The organism is Iodidimonas muriae (assembly GCF_014647255.1).
Classification (GTDB): Bacteria; Pseudomonadota; Alphaproteobacteria; order Sphingomonadales; family Rhodothalassiaceae; genus Iodidimonas; species Iodidimonas muriae.
On sequence record NZ_BMOV01000004.1, the window covers coordinates 58,805 to 77,477 of the forward strand.

Consider the following 18,673-nt stretch of genomic DNA (forward strand, 5'->3'; position numbering starts at 1 on the left):
TTCTGTAACCGTGTCCGTTCCAGTTCGTTTCCGTCCGTCTCAAGTGTCCCGTTTGTTCGACGTCACTCAACGGGCCTTTAAATTCGCTTAAATCGGTCGAAATACATAGCCTTCCAATTCGGCTTCCGTGCCTTCGGCTTTGTCGAATTCCCGCTTTAACTGGATAAGATGCCGCAGAGTGTCGTCGCTCCCGTTTTTGCGATAGGCTGCCTCGATGGAGGCAATCTCCCGTTTTAGCGCCAAACGGCGCAAACGCGCCATCACATGGCACCATCCTATCTCCGCCTCACGCAATGTGGCATCGGGCCATGCGGACCAAGCCGGTCTTAACAAAGGTGCGCGCATAAGATGCGCCACGGTTTCCCCAAATCCGTTCTTAGCCAAATGGTCCTTCAGTGTATCAGGATCAAGACCTTGATCGGAACTCAGCGTGACTAAGAGTTCCAGACGCAATTTGTCAAGCACGCTGTCGGTGAAATCAAGCCCGGCCAGTTCTTCGGCATGGGATTGTGCAAGCGCCGGATGATTGATGGCATAAAGGCAAATCAACTGTTCAAACAAATGAAGGTCTTCACGAAGGCCCGATCGCGCCAAACGGCTGGCTTTCAATTGTGGTGAAGCCGGGCCGGACATGGTCTGGGATCTGCCCCAGGGCGATTTTTTGTTGCCGCCTTGCTGGTTTCTGTTGGCCGTCCCTTTGGAGAAAGACCGTCCTTTTGTGCGAAAGGTTTGGAAAAAACGGTCCCGAAAGTCCCGCATATAAAAGCCGCGAATTTTTTCATCGCTGATATCGGCAAGGCGGGAGAATACATTTTTTTCTAGGCCGGCACGCCGTTCGGGGGTGGACGTGTCAACGCCTTCGGTCAGACTGCGCCACAACAGGTCGGACAAAGGTTCTGCGGCTTTCAAGACCGCTTCCATGGCTTCTTTCCCTTCGCGGCGGACCAGATCGTCGGGATCAAGGCCTTTGGGCAGCAAGGCAAAGCGTAAAGACTGGCCGGGCTTCAAAAGCGGCAAAGCCCGTTCGGCGGCACGGCTGGCCGCGCGCACCCCGGCGGTATCGCCATCAAAGCATAGCACCGGCTCGGCGCTGAGCTTCCATAAAGCCTCGATCTGCTCCGGGGTGAGGGCGGTGCCAAGGGGGGCCACCGCATTTGCAAGACCGGCCTGGGCCAAAGCGATCACATCCATATAGCCTTCCACGGCAACAACCGTGCCGCTTTCATGGGCGGCTTTGCGGGCGCCGGCCAGATTGTAAAGCGTGCGGCCTTTGTGAAAGAGCGTCGTTTCCGGGCTGTTGAGATATTTTGCAGGATTGTCTTTTTCCATGGAGCGGCCACCAAAAGCGACCACGCGGCCTTGTCGGTCGGTGATGGGAAAGATGATCCGGTTGCGGAAATAGGAATAGGGCTTGCCCCCTTTATCCGAGCGTTTGAGCAAGCCCACATCGATCAGTTGGTCCAGCTTTATGCCGCGTGCCGTCAAGGCATCATGCACCGCGTCATAAGAATCGGGGGCAAATCCCAAGCGGAATGCCATCATGGTGCGCGGATCAAGGCCGCGATCCGCAAGATAGGCCCGCGCCGCTCGCCCCGCGCTGCCGCCCAGCTGTTGCTGGAACCAAGTGGTGGCCGTTTCCATAACATCATGCAGATTGGCCGCGACTGCGGCGCGTTTTCGCTCTTCCGGGTCGGGGCGGGGCATGGGAATCCCGGCCAGATCCGCCAGATGCTCGACCGCTTCGGGGAAGCTCAGGCCTTCGGTTTCCATCAGCCAGCCGATGGCATCACCATGCGCCCCACAGCCGAAGCAATGGTAGAAATTCTTGTCTTCTACCACATGGAAAGACGGCGTTTTTTCATTGTGGAAGGGGCAAAGGCCCTTGAGATCACGGCCCGCCCGCGTCAGCTTGACCTTGCGCCCCACCAGATCACCAATGGGGACACGATCACGCAGTTCATCCATGAAACGTGGTTGAAAACGCATCATTTTATCCGTTTTCGTAAGCCCTGATTTTTCCCGTTACGGGGAAAGCTGATTGTTTCGGGTGCGAAACTATACGACGGCCAAATTGGCCCGGCATGTCATTCATTGCGATAAAAGGGCTTTGATCTGCTTGCTGGCTTTCGAGAAATCCATTTTGCCTGCATAGCGCTCTTTCAAGACAGCCATGCAGCGGCCAATATCTTTCAAAGAGGTGGCCTCCAATTCTTCGACCACGGCCTTGCAGGCGGCCAAAATTTCGTCGTCACCCAATTGCCGGGGCAAGAAGCCTTCAATAACAGCGATTTCCTCGCGCTCTTTTTCCGCCAGTTCCAGCCGTCCGCCTTCTTCATAGGCGGTGATGCTGTCTTGCCGCTGCTTGATCATGCGGGTCATGATTTCCGAGATGATCACGTCATCATCGCGTTCATCCGCTTCGGTGCGGCGGACAATATCGCGGTCCTTCACGGAGGCTAGAATCAGGCGCAAGGTGGATACTTTGCGCGGTTCGCGGGCGCGCATGGCATCTTTCACTGCCGCATTCAGTTTTTCGCGTAACGTCATTCTTTCAATCCCTGTTTCTCAATCACCGTGACGGCTCTTTTTCATCAATTATTATCCGGCTGAGTCGTCCCGGTTTTTGCAGCATCTTAGACCGGTGGGGAGAGCCGTGATTGGCTATTTGTGTAACATATTGTTATCGTTCATCATTTTACCAGCGTCCTCGGCTTGACCTTGCGCCCCGCTTTCACTAGTCTCCGCCCCGGTTTTGAACGCTCAGTGTTAGACTTCCTGATGCGGACTCACTAACCCTATCTGGAGGCACCTGCAACCAAGCAATGTGCCGATTAAAATGCGAGGGCCGTCCCGACCATGGAATATCCCAAAATGCCGACACCGCCCCGTGACGATATCACAGCGGCTTTGGTTTTGGCGGATGGAAGTGTGTATTGGGGCACCGGCATCGGTGCTGTCGGGAATGCCGTGGGGGAAGTGTGCTTCAACACCGCCATGACCGGCTATCAGGAAATCCTGACAGACCCGAGCTATGCCGGGCAAATCATTACTTTCACCAGCCCCCATATCGGAAATGTGGGAACCAATGCGGACGATATGGAATCGGCCCGCCCTGCCACACGAGGGTTCATTGTGCGTGAGCCGGTATCGGCCCCATCCAATTGGCGCGCCGAACAGGGCTTGTGCGATTGGGCGAAGGCGCAAGGCCTTATCGGCATCAGTGGCGTGGATACCCGCAGGCTGACACGGCAGATCCGCCGCGAGGGTGCCCCCAACGGGGTGATTGCCCATGCCCCCGATGGCAGCTTTGATTTGCCTGCCTTGCTGGCGCAGGCGCGGGACTGGCCGGGGCTGCAAGGCATGGAGCTGGCACGCAGTGTCACCACCGGTCAGGCTTATGAATGGACGCAAACCCTGTGGCGGATTGATGGTGGCTATGGCGATATGCGTGCTCCCACGCGCCATGTGGTGGCCATGGATTTCGGAATCAAATATAATATCTTGCGCAATTTGGCCAATGCCGGGGCGCGGGTGACGGTGGTGCCTGCCACGTCTTCTTTTGAAGATATTATGGCGCTGGCCCCCGATGGCGTGTTTTTGTCCAACGGGCCGGGCGATCCTGCGGCCACCGCCAGCTATGCACTGCCGGTGGTGCGTAAATTATTGGAAAGTGGTTTGCCGGTTTTTGGCATCTGCCTTGGCCATCAGATGTTGGGCTTGGCTATGGGCGGCAAAACCGTGAAGATGCATCAGGGCCATCGCGGGGCCAATCATCCGGTCAAGAATCTGGATACGGGGCGGGTGGCCATCACGTCGATGAACCATGGCTTTGCCGTGGATCGCAACGGATTGGCCGAAGATGTCCGCATCACGCAATTGTCCTTGTTTGACGGCACTGTGTGCGCATTGGAGATGGATGGAGGACGGGTATTTTCCGTTCAACAACACCCTGAAGCCTCACCGGGGCCGCAAGACAATTTCGATCTGTTTGAAACATTCGTCGCAGGGGCTTCTTCTGGGGCGTGACATATGAGAGCCGCAAGCCCTTATGGGCAGGCGGTTTAGGACTGGAACCTTGCTGGGCCACACGCATGAAATGGTGCGTTGTGGCCCTTCATTCGGGAGTTTGCCGCGATCATGCCCAAACGCACGGACATTTCATCCATTCTGATTATCGGGGCCGGACCGATCGTTATTGGGCAGGCTTGCGAGTTCGATTATTCCGGCACGCAGGCGGTGAAGGCGCTCAAAGAGGAAGGCTACCGGGTTATTCTGGTGAATTCCAACCCGGCGACCATCATGACAGACCCGGACCTTGCCGATGCCACTTATGTGGAGCCGATTACGCCTGAAATGGTGGAAAAAATCATCGCGCGGGAACGGCCGGATGCCCTGCTGCCCACCATGGGCGGACAAACGGCGCTGAATACGGCATTGGCCTTATCGAAAAACGGCGTTCTAAAGCGCTATGGCGTTGCCATGATCGGCGCCAATGAAGAGGCCATCAACAAGGCGGAAGACCGGCAATTGTTCCGGACGGCGATGGATAAAATCGGCCTTGAAAGCCCAAAATCCGCTGTGGCGCACAGCTTGGCCGAAGCGCAAGACGTGCTGGAACAGGTGGGGCTGCCCGCCATTATTCGCCCGTCCTTCACCATGGGCGGCACCGGCGGCGGCATTGCCTATAACAAAGAAGAATTCGAACAGATTATCAAATCGGGCCTTGATGCGTCGCCGGTGGATGAAGTGCTGGTGGAAGAATCGGTGCTGGGTTGGAAAGAATATGAGATGGAGGTGGTGCGTGACCGCGCGGACAATTGCATCATCATCTGTTCCATCGAAAATCTTGATCCCATGGGGGTGCATACCGGCGACTCGATCACCGTTGCCCCGGCCTTGACGCTGACCGACAAGGAATATCAGGTCATGCGCAATGCCTCTATCGCGGTATTGCGAGAGATCGGCGTGGAAACCGGCGGCTCCAATGTCCAGTTTGCGGTGAACCCGAAAACCGGACGGTTGGTGGTAATCGAGATGAATCCGCGCGTGTCGCGGTCATCGGCGCTGGCCTCCAAAGCGACGGGCTTTCCCATTGCCAAGATCGCCGCCAAACTGGCGGTGGGCTATACGCTGGATGAACTGGACAATGATATCACCGGCGTGACACCGGCATCTTTCGAGCCGACCATTGATTATGTGGTCACCAAGGTGCCGCGCTTTACCTTTGAAAAATTCCCCCATACCTCGGCCTTGCTGACCACATCGATGAAATCGGTGGGGGAAGCCATGGCCATCGGGCGGTCTTTCCCCGAAAGCCTGCAAAAGGCCCTGCGGTCCATGGAAACGGGGCTGACCGGTCTTGATGATGTAAAGATTGATGGTTACGACCCCGAACAACCGGATGGAAATACCATTTCGGCCAGCCTTGTGCAGCCGTCGCCGGATCGGTTGTTGCGCATCGCACAGGCTTTTCGCCTTGGGATGACCGTGGATCAGGTTGCCGCCATCACCAAATATGATCCGTGGATATTGGGGCAGATCAAGCGCATCACCGATGCCGAAGCGGATATTCTTGCCAAGGGCCTTCCGACCGAAAGCGCCGGATTGCTGGATCTCAAGAAACTGGGCTTTTCCGATGAGCGTTTGGCGCATCTGGCGTCGACCACTCCCAAGGATGTGGCGGCTTTGCGTGATCGCATGGGGGTGCGCCCGGTGTTCAAGCGCATTGATACCTGCGCGGGCGAGTTTGACGCCCAAACGCCTTATCTTTATTCCGCTTATGAAGACGGCATCTCCAATATCCTGACCGGCGAACCCTTGCCCGCAGAAGATGAAGCGGATGTCAGCGACCGGCGCAAGGTGATGATTCTGGGCGGCGGGCCCAATCGCATCGGGCAGGGCATCGAATTTGATTATTGCTGCTGCCATGCCTGTTTCGCGCTGTCGGATGCAGGCTATGAAACCATCATGGTGAACTGCAATCCGGAAACGGTATCCACCGATTATGACACCTCGGATCGGCTATATTTCGAGCCGCTGACACTGGAAACGGTGCTGGATATCGTCCGGACAGAGCAGGCAAAGGGCGACTTTCTTGGCGTGATCGTCCAGTTTGGCGGCCAGACACCCTTGAAACTGGCCAAGGGGCTGGAACAGGCGGGCGTTCCCATTCTGGGCACCGGCACCGATGCCATCGACCGGGCTGAAGACCGCGACCGCTTTGCTGAGATGCTGAATGATCTGGGGCTGAAGCAGCCCCCCAACGGCCTTGCCCGCACGCGGGAAGAAGCGGTGTGCATCGCTGAACGAATCGGCTTTCCGGTGCTGTTGCGCCCCTCTTATGTTTTGGGAGGGCGGGCCATGGAAATCGTCTATGACCATGCGCATCTTGACCGCTATATCCGCGAAGCCGTGCGTGTGTCCGGCGATAGTCCGGTTTTGGTGGATGGCTATTTGCGTGATGCCATCGAGGTGGATGTGGATGCGCTGTCTGATGGTACCGACGTTTATGTGGCCGGAGTGATGGAGCATATCGAAGAAGCGGGGATCCATTCCGGCGATAGCGCCTGCTCTTTGCCGCCTTATTCCCTGAACGACGACATCATCGCAGAAATCGGCCGCCAGACTCGCGCTTTGGCGTTGGAACTGGGCGTGAAGGGCTTGATGAATGTGCAGTTTGCGGTGCGTGGGACGGATATTTTCCTGATCGAGGTGAACCCCCGTGCCAGCCGCACCGTGCCCTTTGTTGCCAAGGCCACCGGCATTCCCATCGCCAAGATCGCGGCCCGCCTGATGGCCGGAGAAAAGCTTTCGGATTTCGATCTGACACCTTTCCCGCGCCGCCATGTGGCCGTGAAAGAAGCAGTGTTCCCGTTTGCGCGTTTCCCCGGTGTCGATGTGATTTTGGGGCCGGAAATGCGCTCCACTGGTGAAGTGATGGGCCTTGATGTGAGCTTTGACCGGGCCTTTTTGAAAAGCCAGATCGCGGCGGGAACGATTTTGCCTGAACAAGGGCTGGTCTTCATTTCGGTGCGGGATACGGATAAAGACGCCATCGTGCCCGTGGCGCGTGAATTGCTGTCTTTGGGGTTTGATCTGATTGCCACACGCGGCACCGCAGGCTTTTTGGCGGAGCACGGGATCGAGGTGCGAATCGTCAATAAAGTGGCCGAGGGCCGTCCCCATATTGTTGATCTGCTAAAGGACGGCGAAATCGATTTGATGTTCAACACCACGTCAAGCGGCCAGTCCATCGCCGATTCTTATGAAATCCGGCGCAGTGCCTTGATTATGGGCACTCCCTATTACACGACCATGGCCGGCGCCCGCGCTGCTGTGAAAGCACTTGGCACTGGAAAGCGCGGAACCCTTGAAGTTGCGCCTCTGCAATCCTACGCTATGCGTTCGGGCTGATTCTGGCCATTGTCCAGAATGGAGCTCGCCGTTCGCCGGCCGCTTGTTTCGGAGCTTGTTGCTCCTGCGTGCGACCGGCGTTTGATTTAAATAATTTGCAATAAGAGCACGAAAGATGACCGAAAAAGTCCCTATGCTGGCCTCCGGTTTCAACAGCCTCAAGGCAGAGCTGCAACAATTGAAGACCGTCGAACGGCCAGCCGTCGTCAGAGCGATTGAAGAGGCGCGGGCCCATGGCGATCTTTCTGAAAATGCCGAATATCATGCGGCGAAAGAAAAGCAGGGCATGATCGAAGCGCGGGTGATGGAACTGGAAGACAGTCTCAGCCGTGCCGAGGTGATCGACCCCACCACCCTGAAGGGGGATAAGGTGATGTTCGGAGCCACGGTGACCTTGCTGGACGAGGATGACAAATCCACCACCTACCAGATCGTCGGTGTGGAAGAGGCCGATGTGAAAAAAGGGCGGATTTCCTTTACCTCGCCCATCGGGCGGTCGATGATCGGCCGGTCTTTGGGGGACGAGGTGGAAGTGATCACCCCGTCTGGCGAGAAATATTTCGAGATCGAAAAGATCGAATTCAAATAAGCGAATCGGGGGAGGATGCATCGGGCATCCTTTCCCGCTCCTTTCGGCGTTTTTCAGCCATATCATCAAGATGTTGGAAGGCTGCGGCGACCGCAGAGGGACCATCGGTTTCACTACCGGTGATTCTGTGCTGCGCGTCCGCATCCACCGGCTGCAAAAGCCAATCCACCCCCGTTTGTGTTGGCACCAGTTCCAGAACGAATCCGTCTGCGAACCCGTCTTCCTTTTCCAGGCTGTCGGGGTCTGCTTCCATGGGCCAAAGAATCGCCAGATGGCTTAATCGCCAGAATTTGGTGCGGGGAACGCCTTTGATTTCTGTCGCAAGATCATGCGCGGTTACCGGGGTACCGTTTTCCAGTTTCCAACGGGGGGTCGCAGATTTTGAACGATGTGTCATGGGCAATCTTATCATGGAAATTTAGGGTGCAGCCATGCCCCACTTAAAGTGCTTTGACCATCGGGATTAATTTTTCGTGAAGGGGTGTTTATTCGCTGGCCCGACACCAGATGAACGGGGACTGTCCATGTGGTCGGTTTTAGGAAAAAGTCCTTACATAAGGAGGGCATATTCATGTCTGAGTTCACATTTCACGATACAGCAAACGCGCCTGAAGGATCCAAGGGGATTCTGGAAAAGGCGGAAGCAAAATACGGATTTGTTCCAAATATTCTCCGTGGTCTGGCTGATGCACCGGCGGCTCTTGAAGGCTATGCAACCCTTTCCGGCATTTACGACAAGACCAGCCTTAGCCCTGTGGAACGCCAGGTGGTTTTGCTGACCGTCAGCTTTGAAAACGGGTGCAGCTATTGCATGGCGGCCCATTCCGGCGCTGCCAAAATGGCGCAGATGGATGATGCTGTCTTAAAAGCATTGCGCGATGGCACCGAACTTCCCGATGCGAAGCTTCAGGCCCTGCGCAGCTTTACCCAAGCTGTTGTGGAAAAGCGCGGCTATGCGGATGAAAGCGACCTGAAGGCATTTTTCGATGCCGGTTATTCCAAGCAGACTGTACTGGAAGTGGTGTTGGGCATTACGCTCAAAACCCTGTCTAATTACAGCAATCATATGATGGAGCCGAAACTGGACGAGCAGTTCAAACCGCTTGAATGGACAGCTCCGAAAAGCCAAGCAGCCCAATAAGGCGTTTCTATCTGCGGGTGGGGCCAGCCCGCCCGCAGAAGACGGAAGATCTCATAAAGAAAACCGGCCTGAAGCATGCTTCAAGCCGGTCTTATTCATTGGTCGTGTTCCGGGATCAATCGCCCTTGGGCGCAATCACCTGACGACCACGATACATGCCGGTCTTCAGATCCACATGGTGGCGCAGAACATATTCGCCGGTATGCGGATCTTCTTGATAATTGACCCGCTCCAGCTTGTCGTGAGCGCGGCGATTGCCACGGCGCATCGGCGACACTTTTCTTTTAGGTACAGCCATCTCGTCCTCATCTACCCGATGCCGCACCGCTGTTCGGCGCGAGCCAAATTCTGATCCGTTCAAGAAAGGGGGCGCCGAAAGACGCAGATATCCCTATCCCGAATTGAGCGGCGGACAATAAGCGGGCTTTCTTTGAAAATCAAGACCGATCTTTGTCGGCATTTTGCCGCATATGGGGCGAGGAAGAAAACCACAGCCTGCACGGCCATGATCGGGCGGAAAGATGGCCCGTCTTTTTAGAAACCGCCTTTATGAAATCATAAGTTCCGTCTTATGCAGCAAGGGATTGGTTGCCTCGAAGCGATGATCGGCCTAGACAGGAAAGCTCGTTTTTATCGCTTATGATCGGGATCAGGAAGAGACCCATTATGTTTGAAAAGATTCTCATTGCAAATCGGGGCGAGATCGCCTGCCGCATCATCAAAACTGCCAAACGCATGGGAATCAGAACTGTCGCCGTTTATTCCGATGCCGATGCGGATGCCCTGCATGTGGAAATGGCTGACGAGCATGTGCATATCGGGGAAGCCCCTGCCGCGCAAAGCTATTTGCTGGCCGATAAGATCATCAAGGCGGCGAAAGATACGGGCGCGCAGGCCATTCATCCCGGCTTCGGGTTTTTATCGGAAAATGCGAAATTCGTAGAGGCGGTAGAAGCGGCGGGTCTTGTCTTCATCGGCCCCACGATCCATGCCATTTCTGCCATGGGCGATAAGATCGAATCGAAGCGGCTGGCTCAGAAAGCCGGTGTGTCCACCGTTCCCGGCTATATCGGTGAAATTGCCGATGATGACGAAGCGGTGAAAATTGCTGCGGATATCGGCTATCCGGTGATGATCAAGGCATCGGCGGGCGGTGGCGGCAAGGGCATGCGCATTGCGTGGGATGAAGAGGAATGTCGGGAAGGCTTTCTCTCGGCACGGTCGGAAGCGCGGTCCAGCTTTGGCGATGAGCGTATTTTCATCGAGAAATATATTGTCGAGCCGCGCCATATCGAGATCCAGATTCTGGGCGATAGCCAAGGCACCGTTTTGTATCTGGGGGAGCGGGAATGTTCGATCCAGCGTCGCCATCAAAAGGTGATCGAGGAAGCCCCGTCGCCTTTCATTGACGAGGCCACCCGCAAAGCCATGGGCGAACAGGCGGTGGCGCTTTCCAAAGCGGTGGATTATCGCTCGGCCGGGACCGTGGAATTTATCGTTGATAAAGACCGTAATTTCTATTTTCTGGAAATGAACACCCGCCTTCAGGTGGAGCATCCTGTTACGGAAATGATCACCGGGCTGGATCTGGTCGAGCAGATGATCAAAGTGGCGGCCGGTCAGCCCTTGGGCATGACGCAAGAGGATATCCGGTTGACGGGATGGGCCATTGAAAGCCGCATATATGCCGAAGATCCTTATCGCAATTTCCTGCCTTCCATTGGTCGTCTGACCCGCTATCGCCCCCCTGCGGAAACCGGTTCTGTGCGGAATGATACCGGCGTATTCGAAGGCGCGGAAATCTCCATGTATTATGATCCGATGATCGCCAAACTGGCCACATGGGGCGAAACCCGTGAGGCCGCTTTGGCGGAAATGCGCACCAGCCTCGACCAGTTCTATATTCGCGGCATCGCCCATAATATACCGTTCCTGGGCGCGGTGATGGCCCATCCGCGTTTTGCCGAAGGGCGGTTGAGCACCAATTTCATTGCAGAAGAATATCCCGATGGCTTTGAAGGCGGGGTGATGACGCCGGAGATCGAACTGGCCATGCGCGCTGCGGCCTGTTTCATTCATGCGGTAGAAACATCGCGCGATTCCCAGATGCCGGGGCGCATTGCGTCTGTGGCGGCGGTGCAAAGCCGCGAATGGATCATCCATCTGGACGATAGCCATGTCAGTGCCCGCATTTATCCGTCACAGGGCGGGGCCACATTGGTGATGGGCGGCAAAAGTTTTGAACTGGCCAGCGATTGGACACCGGGCAAGACGGTGTTTTCCGGCACGATCGACGGACGGCCGGTCACGTTGGAGCTGGACCGGCTGAATATGGGCTATCAATTGTCTACCAGCGGCGTGTCCAAAACCGTCACCGTGCTTCCTCCGCATGTGGACCGGTTGATGACCCATATGCCGGAAAAGGTAGAGGCTGATACCTCGAAATTCCTGCTCTGCCCCATGCCGGGCCTTGTGGTGGCCATCAATGTGACCGAAGGCGACGAGGTGAAAGCCGGGCAGGCTTTGGCGGTGGTGGAAGCCATGAAGATGGAAAATATCCTGCGTGCCGAGCGCGATGGCACCGTGTCGGCGATCAAGGCAGGGGTTGGTGATAGCCTTGCCGTGGATCAGGTGATTCTGGAATTTGAATGAGCCGGAGTGTCTGCGGTTCTATATGGTTATTCCCGGACTTGATCCGGGAATCCCGTTCTTCGCTTATGGCACATTGTGGATCGACCGAACCGGACCTTCAGGTCAAGCCCGGGGGTAACGGTTAATTTGCACAGGATGCATGGGGATGGATAAAGAGCAACAGCTCTTGTCTTAATCCGAGGCGGTTGCCGCTTTTGCCAAGGCCGTTATCAGGCCGGTCATTTTCTTTGTGATCGCCTCGCCATTTTTCAGGCTGTGGCGATGAACGAGAAAGTGCGGATCGTTGAACGCCACAAAGACCTGGCCATTTTCTGCTTCATAAACCAAGGCCTTTAAGGGCAGATCGATTCCCATTGTCTGGGCGTTTTGCATCAAGGGTGTGCCGCCTTCGGGATTGCCGAAAATCAGCAATTGGGTGGGGCGCAAGTCCATGTCGATAGAGCGGGCACCCGCTTGGTGATCGATGCGCGCAAAAACCTTGAAGCCGCGTTGGGTAATGGCGGCTTCCAAACGGTCCATGGTGGCTGCAACGCTGTCACTGGCTTCAAAGCGCAACAGCCCTGATATGTTTTGGCTATCCGCATGGTCGCCCGCATGGGCGGTGCGAAAGAAAAACGTGAACAAAAGGACAAGTAACACAAAAATAGAGCGCATCACAGTCTCCGAGTGGGAGGACGAAAGCAAAACAGGGCGCCAGCATAACGCCATTCCGACATAAAAAAAAGCCGTGACGCAAGGTGCGCCACGGCTTCTTCGACTGTAGGTGTATCCGAAGATACAGCAAGCATGAGGGGAAAGGCTTAGAAGCCCATACCACCCATACCGCCCATACCACCCATGCCGCCCATATCGGGCATGCCACCGGCAGCACCGGCAGCGTCCGATTTGTCTTCAGGCGCATCGGCGATCAAGGCTTCGGTGGTGATCAGCAGACCGGCGATGGATGCAGCGTCTTGCAAAGCATGGCGCACGACCTTGGTGGGGTCGATAATGCCGCGCTCAACCAGATTGCCATATTCTTCCTTCTGGGCATCGAAACCGAAATTGGTGTCTTTTTGCTCGAGAAGTTTGCCGGCAATCACGGCACCATCGAAACCGGCATTGGCAGCAATCTGGCGAACCGGAGCTTCCAAAGCGCGACGGACAAGGGCAATGCCGCGTGTCTGATCGTCGTTTTCGCCTTTGAGATCGGCCAGAACGCGGGTGGCATAAAGAAGAGCCGTACCGCCACCGGCAACAATGCCTTCTTCCACAGCTGCACGGGTTGCATGCAGGGCATCATCAACGCGGTCTTTGCGTTCTTTCACTTCCGATTCGGTCACGCCGCCGACTTTGATCACGGCCACGCCGCCAGACAGCTTGGCAAGGCGTTCTTGCAGCTTTTCTTTGTCATAGTCGGAATTCGTGGACTCCACCTGGGCGCGGATCTGTTCGCAACGGGCCCGGATGTCGTCGCCATCGCCGGCGCCACCAACGATGGTGGTGTCGTCTTTGGTAATGGTAACCGACTTGGCTGTACCCAGCATGTCGAGCGTGACATTTTCAAGCTTGATGCCAAGATCTTCCGAGATCACCTGACCCTTGGACAGGATGGCGATGTCTTCCAACATGGCTTTGCGGCGATCGCCGAAGCCAGGGGCTTTTACAGCAGCAACCTTGAGGCCGCCGCGCAGCTTGTTGACCACCAAAGTGGCAAGGGCTTCGCCTTCCACATCTTCGGCAATGATCAAAAGCGGACGGCTGGATTGCACAACGGCTTCCAGAATCGGCAGCATGGCTTGCAGGTTCGAGAGCTTCTTTTCAAAGAGCAGGATGTAGGGGTTTTCCAGCTCGGTCACCATCTTTTCGGAGTTGGTGATGAAATAAGGCGAGAGATAGCCACGGTCGAACTGCATGCCTTCAACGACATCCAATTCGCTTTCAAGGCCTTTGGCTTCTTCGACGGTGATCACACCTTCTTTGCCAACCTTGTCCATTGCTTCGGCGATCATGTGCCCGACAGCGGCTTCGCCATTGGCGGAAATGGTGCCGACCTGCTCGATTTCGCTGGACGAGGCAATGTCTTTGGAGCGGGACTTGATGTCTTCCACGACTTTGGTGACAGCAAGTTCGATGCCGCGCTTCAGATCCATCGGGTTCATGCCGGCGGCAACAGCTTTGGCGCCTTCCTGAACGATGGACTGGGCAAGAACGGTGGCGGTGGTGGTGCCGTCGCCTGCCATATCGTTGGTGCGGGAGGCCACTTCTTTGACCATCTGCGCGCCCATATTTTCGAACTTGTCTTTCAGTTCGATTTCTTTGGCAACGCTCACACCATCTTTGGTGATGCGCGGGGCACCGAATGATTTGTCGATCACAACATTGCGGCCTTTGGGGCCCAGTGTCACTTTAACAGCATTGGCAAGCGTATCGACGCCACGCAGAATACGGGCGCGGGCATCAGCGTGGAATTTAACTTCCTTGGCAGCCATGGACTGACTCCTTGTTTCAATGATAGCTTATGGAACAAAAGGGTGGGGCGGCTTTAGCCGATGATGCCCAAAATGTCCGATTCTTTCATGATCAGCAGGTCTTCGCCGTCGATCTTGACTTCTGTGCCAGACCATTTGCCAAACAGAACGCGGTCGCCAGCTTTCACGTCAAGCGGTGCCACTTCGCCTTTTTCGTTCTTGGCACCGGCTCCGGCGGCAACAACTTCGCCTTCCTGAGGCTTTTCTTTGGCAGAATCGGGAATGATAATGCCGCCTCTGGTTTTTTCTTCGCTTTCAACGCGACGGACCAGAACACGGTCATGCAATGGACGGAATGCCATGAAGTTTCCTCCTTGTGGCTCTATAGGTGCTTGATGCCCCTGAAAATTGATATGTGGTGCCTTACGGCCCCCTGTTAGCACTCAAAGCACATGAGTGCTAACAGCTGCACCTCTAATTACGATGGCGGGAAAAGATGTCAAGGCAGGGCGAGCGGGTTTTTTGAAATTTCCGCACTTTAGATGGCAAAGCCCCCACAAACGAGCGTTTTTGGAACATAGGCAGAAGCCAGAGACGTCCCCACCAGTAGCGGGGGCGTTCGTCGTTATTTCAGCGGCACAAAGAGATCAGTAACAGCCGCGTTTTCGGGAACATCCGGAAAGAAACTTATGCGCTGGCAATAGAATGAGAAGTCTCGCAAATCTTCCCCGCTATCGGGCAACCAGTCACGATAAAGAAACGTAGCTGCCTTCTCAAGGTCATCGCTTGACCCGGTCATGCGCAGGACTGCACACCGTCCGGCAGGGATTGTTCCGGCTCTGACACCTGCGTCGTTTTCTGCAACCTTTCGATCTGTCGAAGCACATAAGTCTATGTGAAACTCCGCTGGAGGTGTTGTGAGAGGATCGGTGTGAAAAACATTGAACGTATTGCTGACACGAGGCGGTAACCCAACGGTCTTTCGCCATGCAATGAACCGCTGAATCGTATCGCCAATTTTACCGGGGTCGCCACGATGTTCCATCACGGCGATGGCGGTTTCGGGAAATTCTACGATGTTCACATCGTTCTTGCTGAAATTAATCATATATTTGTTCCTTGCTTTTGTGAGTGGGTCGAAGATCGCAAGCCACGATTCCCATTCGGGCATCTGACGGAACTCAGATGGTGATTGCCCAAATCGCTCCCTAAAAGCACGGGAGAATGTTTCTGGGGTTTCGTAAACGGCATCCAATGCGATGTCGGTAACTGTATCCGTTCCCCTAAAAGCAAGTCGGTATGATGCCCGTTTCATACGAGCGAGTTGAACATACCGATGCGTGGATATCCCAAACAGAGCAGAGAACTGCCGATGAAAGTGGAACTTTGAGAATGCGGCAACACGGCTCAAGGCATCCAAATCGAGATCACCATCGAGATGCTGCTCGATGTGGTCCAGTACACGCTGCATTCGGGCATGGTATCGCTCAAAGGCCGTCTTCATCATTGTCTCCTTCGTGGCCCCTTTAGCGTTACGGGGGCACGGTAAGACGTGCTTGACCGATCTTGCTAAATTATCTGTTGGGCTTTTTCTGGCTATAGTCAGCCGTCTACATAACCCTTCCAAAAACGACCGTTTTAGAAAAGGAGTGTCGCTGGTTAAGGCACTATGTTTGAAACTCTTTTTCTCAATTAAATTCGGCATCAAAGAAAAAATACCGGATCCATTCCGATTACAAGGGACGTGTTTTCTCTCATAATCTGTTTTATCCATGTATCTTAAGTGTGACGGCTTTGTGAAAGGGCCATGGTCATTCGTGACGGGGAAGGGCTTTCCGGGCTTTGGGTGGGCCACCATATGAAGATCATCGGGGATGACTTTTGGATGATGAGGCCCCATTGGGGGGCAAAAGGGTATTTTATGTTGAAATCAATTCTTCTCGGATCGTTTCTCGCGCTGTCGCTGGTGGGCGGGCCTTTGAACTTTGGAGGAGGGATCTCTCAGGCATCGGCGCAAACGGTGTTGTCGGAAGATTTCAAGGCGCAATGGTCGGATCGGGATCTGACGGTGGGCATCGTAGGGTCCAGCGGCTTCCGTCTTGATCTCCCCGAAGATGTGCCGCCATCTTATGACAGGCCATCACTGCTTCCGGCCTTGGCCGATCATAAAACCGGCAATCTGGAGCCGCTGATCACCGTTGAAATCAATGGCGCGGTGCGGGGCTATCCCATGCGTATCGTGGCAGCCCACCGGATTATCAATGATAGCCTGGGGGGCGTGCCCATTGCCGTCACTTATTGCCAAGTGTGCTCTTCGGCCATGGTGTTTAAGCGGGATGTGGACGGCGATGCCACGCCGCTGCGTCTGGTCGGGGCTTCTTATGAAGAAAATATCATCCTTTATGACGAGGCCACGCGAACATGGTGGCAACAGATCAACGGTCTTGGATTGTCCGGGCCGAAGGCGGATGGTGCGCTGGATGTGATCCCGTCGAAGATGGAATCTTTTGCGGCCTTCCTGAAACGGGTTCCGGGCAAACCGGGCCTGATGGTGGTGGCGGATTCTGCGCTGAGCAGCCAGCCGCAGCAAGTGCGCCAAACGGTCTATATCCCAAGCATGGAACAAGATGCGGGAAGCCTGAAGGCATGGGATCGTGTGGTGGTGGTAGACCGCGAGGCATGGCCCTTGGAATTGTTGCGTAAGGCAGGGCGGCTGGAAAGCGATGACTTGCTGATTTTGTGGGAGCCGGGCCGTCAGGCTGCGCCGGATTCTTTCGGCAAAGACCGTGACCGGGATGTGGGCAATATCACCGCCTATAGCCGTCGGGGCGATCATCTTTTGGAAACGGACACCAGTATTCAATTGCTGCATGCCTTCTACCAGTTCTCCGATGGGAAAAAGCTGCATCTGGAACGCGGTGCGGATGAAGGGCGTTAGGAACTGCGTCACAGGGATGCGATAAAGTCTCGCCTTGGCGCTATGGTCGTGGCAGTCTTGTCCGTAGATATTGGCAGGGGGCTGCTATTGCGGAGGGGATGTGAGCACAGATTTGTTGCAGGTGGCGATCATTGGTTCCGGGCCTGCCGGATATTATACGGCAGAGGCCTTGGCGGAAAGCGGGCATGCGGTTTTAGTTGATGTGATCGATCGGCTGCCCACGCCGTTCGGGCTGATCCGGACCGGTGTTGCGCCCGACCATCAGTCCATCAAAAATGTCACAAAGCGCTATGACCAAACCGCCAGCCGCGATGATGTGCGCTTTGTGGGCAATTTGTCCATTGGCCGTGATGTCAGTGTGGCGGAATTGCTGGATCTTTATGATGCGGTGGTGCTGGCTACGGGGGCCTTGCAAGATAGAAAGCTGGGGATTCCCGGTGAGGATCTTGCCGGCGTGCGCGGTTCGGCAGATATTGTGGGCTGGTACAATACCCATCCCGATTATGTGGCGCTGACGCCGGAATTGAATACCTCTGATGTTGTGATCATCGGCAACGGCAATGTGGCCATCGATGTGGCGCGGGTGCTGGCAAAAACCGAAGCCGAGATGGAAGGATCGGATATTTCCCCGAAGGCCAAAGATGCCATTTCCCGGATGCCCTTGCGCACCATCTGGATTTTCGGGCGGCGTGGCCCGATGGACGCCAGCTTTACGCCTAAGGAACTGGGGGAAATGGGACGCCTGGAACGCGCTGTTCCTTTGGTTGATAAGGCGGATCTGCCCCCCATGGACGGTGATGTGGATCTGGAGCCCAAACAGCGCAAAGTGTTGGCCGCCTTACGAGGATTTGGCGACCATTCGGCGCAGGAAAAGCCGGTTCAGGTGCATTTCGGCTTTTATGCCCGGCCAGTGGAAATTCTTGGCGATGATCGGGTGGACGGTGTTTTGATGGAGCGCACCCGTGTTGAAAATGGTGCGTGTATCGGCACCGGCGAGATGTTTACTGTGCCATGCGGATTGCTGATCAGCTGCATCGGCTATCGCAGCAGCGCCATCGAAGGTGTCCCGTTCGACGAGCGCCTTGGCCGTTTTGTCAACAATGACGGCTTTATCAGTGACCGGCTTTATGCCGTGGGATGGGCGCGGCGCGGGCCAACAGGCACCATTGGTACCAACAAGCCCGATGGGGCCGAGATTGCAAAACGTATTCTAAACGATGTGAAACCCATGGATAAGCCAGGGCGCAAAGGCCTGGATGCCCTGATCGCCAAACGCCAGATCCGGGCAGTCACCTTCCGCGATTGGCAGAAAATTGATGCCGCCGAACGGCAGGCCGCCGAAGGTGAGAACCCGCGTTTAAAATTTGCGCGCCTTGATGATATGCTTGATGTCGTTGGCACTGAAGCTATTGAAACACAGCAGGTGAAAAAATAATCACTGCGGTTTATAAGGCGCCTTGCAGATAAATTTCGCCACCATCTGGTGCAAT

At 55.4% G+C, this 18,673-nt stretch carries 15 protein-coding genes; 7 read left to right on the forward strand and 8 right to left on the reverse strand.

Translation table 11 applies throughout. The features are described 5' to 3' along the window. Positions 1 to 87: 87 nt before the first annotated feature. Positions 88 to 1,986 (reverse strand): DNA primase, encoded by a 1,899-nt coding sequence (gene dnaG, locus IEX96_RS07000; RefSeq protein WP_188873685.1) that lies wholly within the window; start codon positions 1,984 to 1,986, stop codon positions 88 to 90. 102 nt (positions 1,987 to 2,088) lie between these two features. Next, positions 2,089 to 2,547 carry a GatB/YqeY domain-containing protein gene (locus IEX96_RS07005; RefSeq protein ID WP_150001561.1) on the reverse strand — a complete coding sequence of 153 codons (459 nt, stop codon included), beginning with the start codon at positions 2,545 to 2,547 and terminating at the stop codon, positions 2,089 to 2,091. A gap of 324 nt (positions 2,548 to 2,871) precedes the next feature. On the opposite strand from IEX96_RS07005, the gene carA reads away from it, so the two are divergent. The 3 genes from carA (at position 2,872) to greA (ending at position 8,002) form a co-directional block, all read left to right on the forward strand. Further along, a complete protein-coding gene (carA, locus tag IEX96_RS07010; RefSeq protein WP_188873686.1) occupies positions 2,872 to 4,026 on the forward strand; it encodes a glutamine-hydrolyzing carbamoyl-phosphate synthase small subunit in 1,155 nt (384 codons plus the stop codon). 111 nt (positions 4,027 to 4,137) lie between these two features. Continuing rightward, on the forward strand, positions 4,138 to 7,413 hold the full coding sequence (gene carB, locus IEX96_RS07015; protein ID WP_188873687.1) for a carbamoyl-phosphate synthase large subunit: 3,276 nt from the start codon (positions 4,138 to 4,140) through the stop codon (positions 7,411 to 7,413). Positions 7,414 to 7,528: 115 nt separating this feature from the next. Beyond that, positions 7,529 to 8,002, forward strand: a complete 474-nt coding sequence (greA, locus tag IEX96_RS07020) for a transcription elongation factor GreA (RefSeq protein ID WP_150005346.1) — start codon at positions 7,529 to 7,531, stop codon at positions 8,000 to 8,002. Here greA and IEX96_RS07025 read toward each other — a convergent pair. Further along, positions 7,995 to 8,399 carry a hypothetical protein gene (locus IEX96_RS07025; RefSeq protein WP_150005345.1) on the reverse strand — a complete coding sequence of 135 codons (405 nt, stop codon included), beginning with the start codon at positions 8,397 to 8,399 and terminating at the stop codon, positions 7,995 to 7,997. The genes greA and IEX96_RS07025 overlap by 8 nt on opposite strands. Positions 8,400 to 8,573: 174 nt before the next feature. Here IEX96_RS07025 and IEX96_RS07030 point away from each other — a divergent pair, with 174 nt between their 5' ends. After that, positions 8,574 to 9,143, forward strand: a complete 570-nt coding sequence (locus IEX96_RS07030) for a carboxymuconolactone decarboxylase family protein (RefSeq protein WP_150005344.1) — start codon at positions 8,574 to 8,576, stop codon at positions 9,141 to 9,143. A 115-nt stretch (positions 9,144 to 9,258) separates the two neighbouring features. Here the strand turns inward: IEX96_RS07030 and rpmF are convergent, their stop codons facing one another. Next, on the reverse strand, positions 9,259 to 9,441 hold the full coding sequence (rpmF, locus tag IEX96_RS07035; RefSeq protein WP_149999898.1) for a 50S ribosomal protein L32: 183 nt from the start codon (positions 9,439 to 9,441) through the stop codon (positions 9,259 to 9,261). Positions 9,442 to 9,809: 368 nt separating this feature from the next. Here rpmF and IEX96_RS07040 point away from each other — a divergent pair, with 368 nt between their 5' ends. Beyond that, positions 9,810 to 11,795 carry an acetyl-CoA carboxylase biotin carboxylase subunit gene (locus IEX96_RS07040; RefSeq protein WP_188873688.1) on the forward strand — a complete coding sequence of 662 codons (1,986 nt, stop codon included), beginning with the start codon at positions 9,810 to 9,812 and terminating at the stop codon, positions 11,793 to 11,795. Positions 11,796 to 11,966: 171 nt separating this feature from the next. Here the strand turns inward: IEX96_RS07040 and IEX96_RS07045 are convergent, their stop codons facing one another. The 4 genes from IEX96_RS07045 to IEX96_RS07060 form a co-directional block, all read right to left on the reverse strand. Next, positions 11,967 to 12,449, reverse strand: a complete 483-nt coding sequence (locus tag IEX96_RS07045) for a DUF302 domain-containing protein (RefSeq protein ID WP_150005343.1) — start codon at positions 12,447 to 12,449, stop codon at positions 11,967 to 11,969. Positions 12,450 to 12,595: 146 nt separating this feature from the next. After that, the gene (gene groL / locus IEX96_RS07050) at positions 12,596 to 14,266 is read right to left on the reverse strand and encodes a chaperonin GroEL (RefSeq protein ID WP_150005342.1); all 1,671 of its coding nucleotides are present in this window, start codon (positions 14,264 to 14,266) and stop codon (positions 12,596 to 12,598) included. Positions 14,267 to 14,319: 53 nt separating this feature from the next. Beyond that, positions 14,320 to 14,607: a co-chaperone GroES gene (groES, locus tag IEX96_RS07055; RefSeq protein ID WP_150005341.1), complete on the reverse strand. Its 288-nt coding sequence runs from the start codon at positions 14,605 to 14,607 to the stop codon at positions 14,320 to 14,322. A 263-nt stretch (positions 14,608 to 14,870) separates the two neighbouring features. Next, positions 14,871 to 15,749, reverse strand: coding sequence for an AraC family transcriptional regulator (locus tag IEX96_RS07060; protein WP_150005405.1), 879 nt, complete (start codon positions 15,747 to 15,749; stop codon positions 14,871 to 14,873). A 417-nt stretch (positions 15,750 to 16,166) separates the two neighbouring features. Here IEX96_RS07060 and IEX96_RS07065 point away from each other — a divergent pair, with 417 nt between their 5' ends. Next, positions 16,167 to 17,183: a DUF3179 domain-containing (seleno)protein gene (locus tag IEX96_RS07065; RefSeq protein ID WP_188873689.1), complete on the forward strand. Its 1,017-nt coding sequence runs from the start codon at positions 16,167 to 16,169 to the stop codon at positions 17,181 to 17,183. A gap of 112 nt (positions 17,184 to 17,295) precedes the next feature. Beyond that, positions 17,296 to 18,618 carry an FAD-dependent oxidoreductase gene (locus IEX96_RS07070; protein ID WP_150005404.1) on the forward strand — a complete coding sequence of 441 codons (1,323 nt, stop codon included), beginning with the start codon at positions 17,296 to 17,298 and terminating at the stop codon, positions 18,616 to 18,618. Positions 18,619 to 18,673 lie beyond the last annotated feature (55 nt).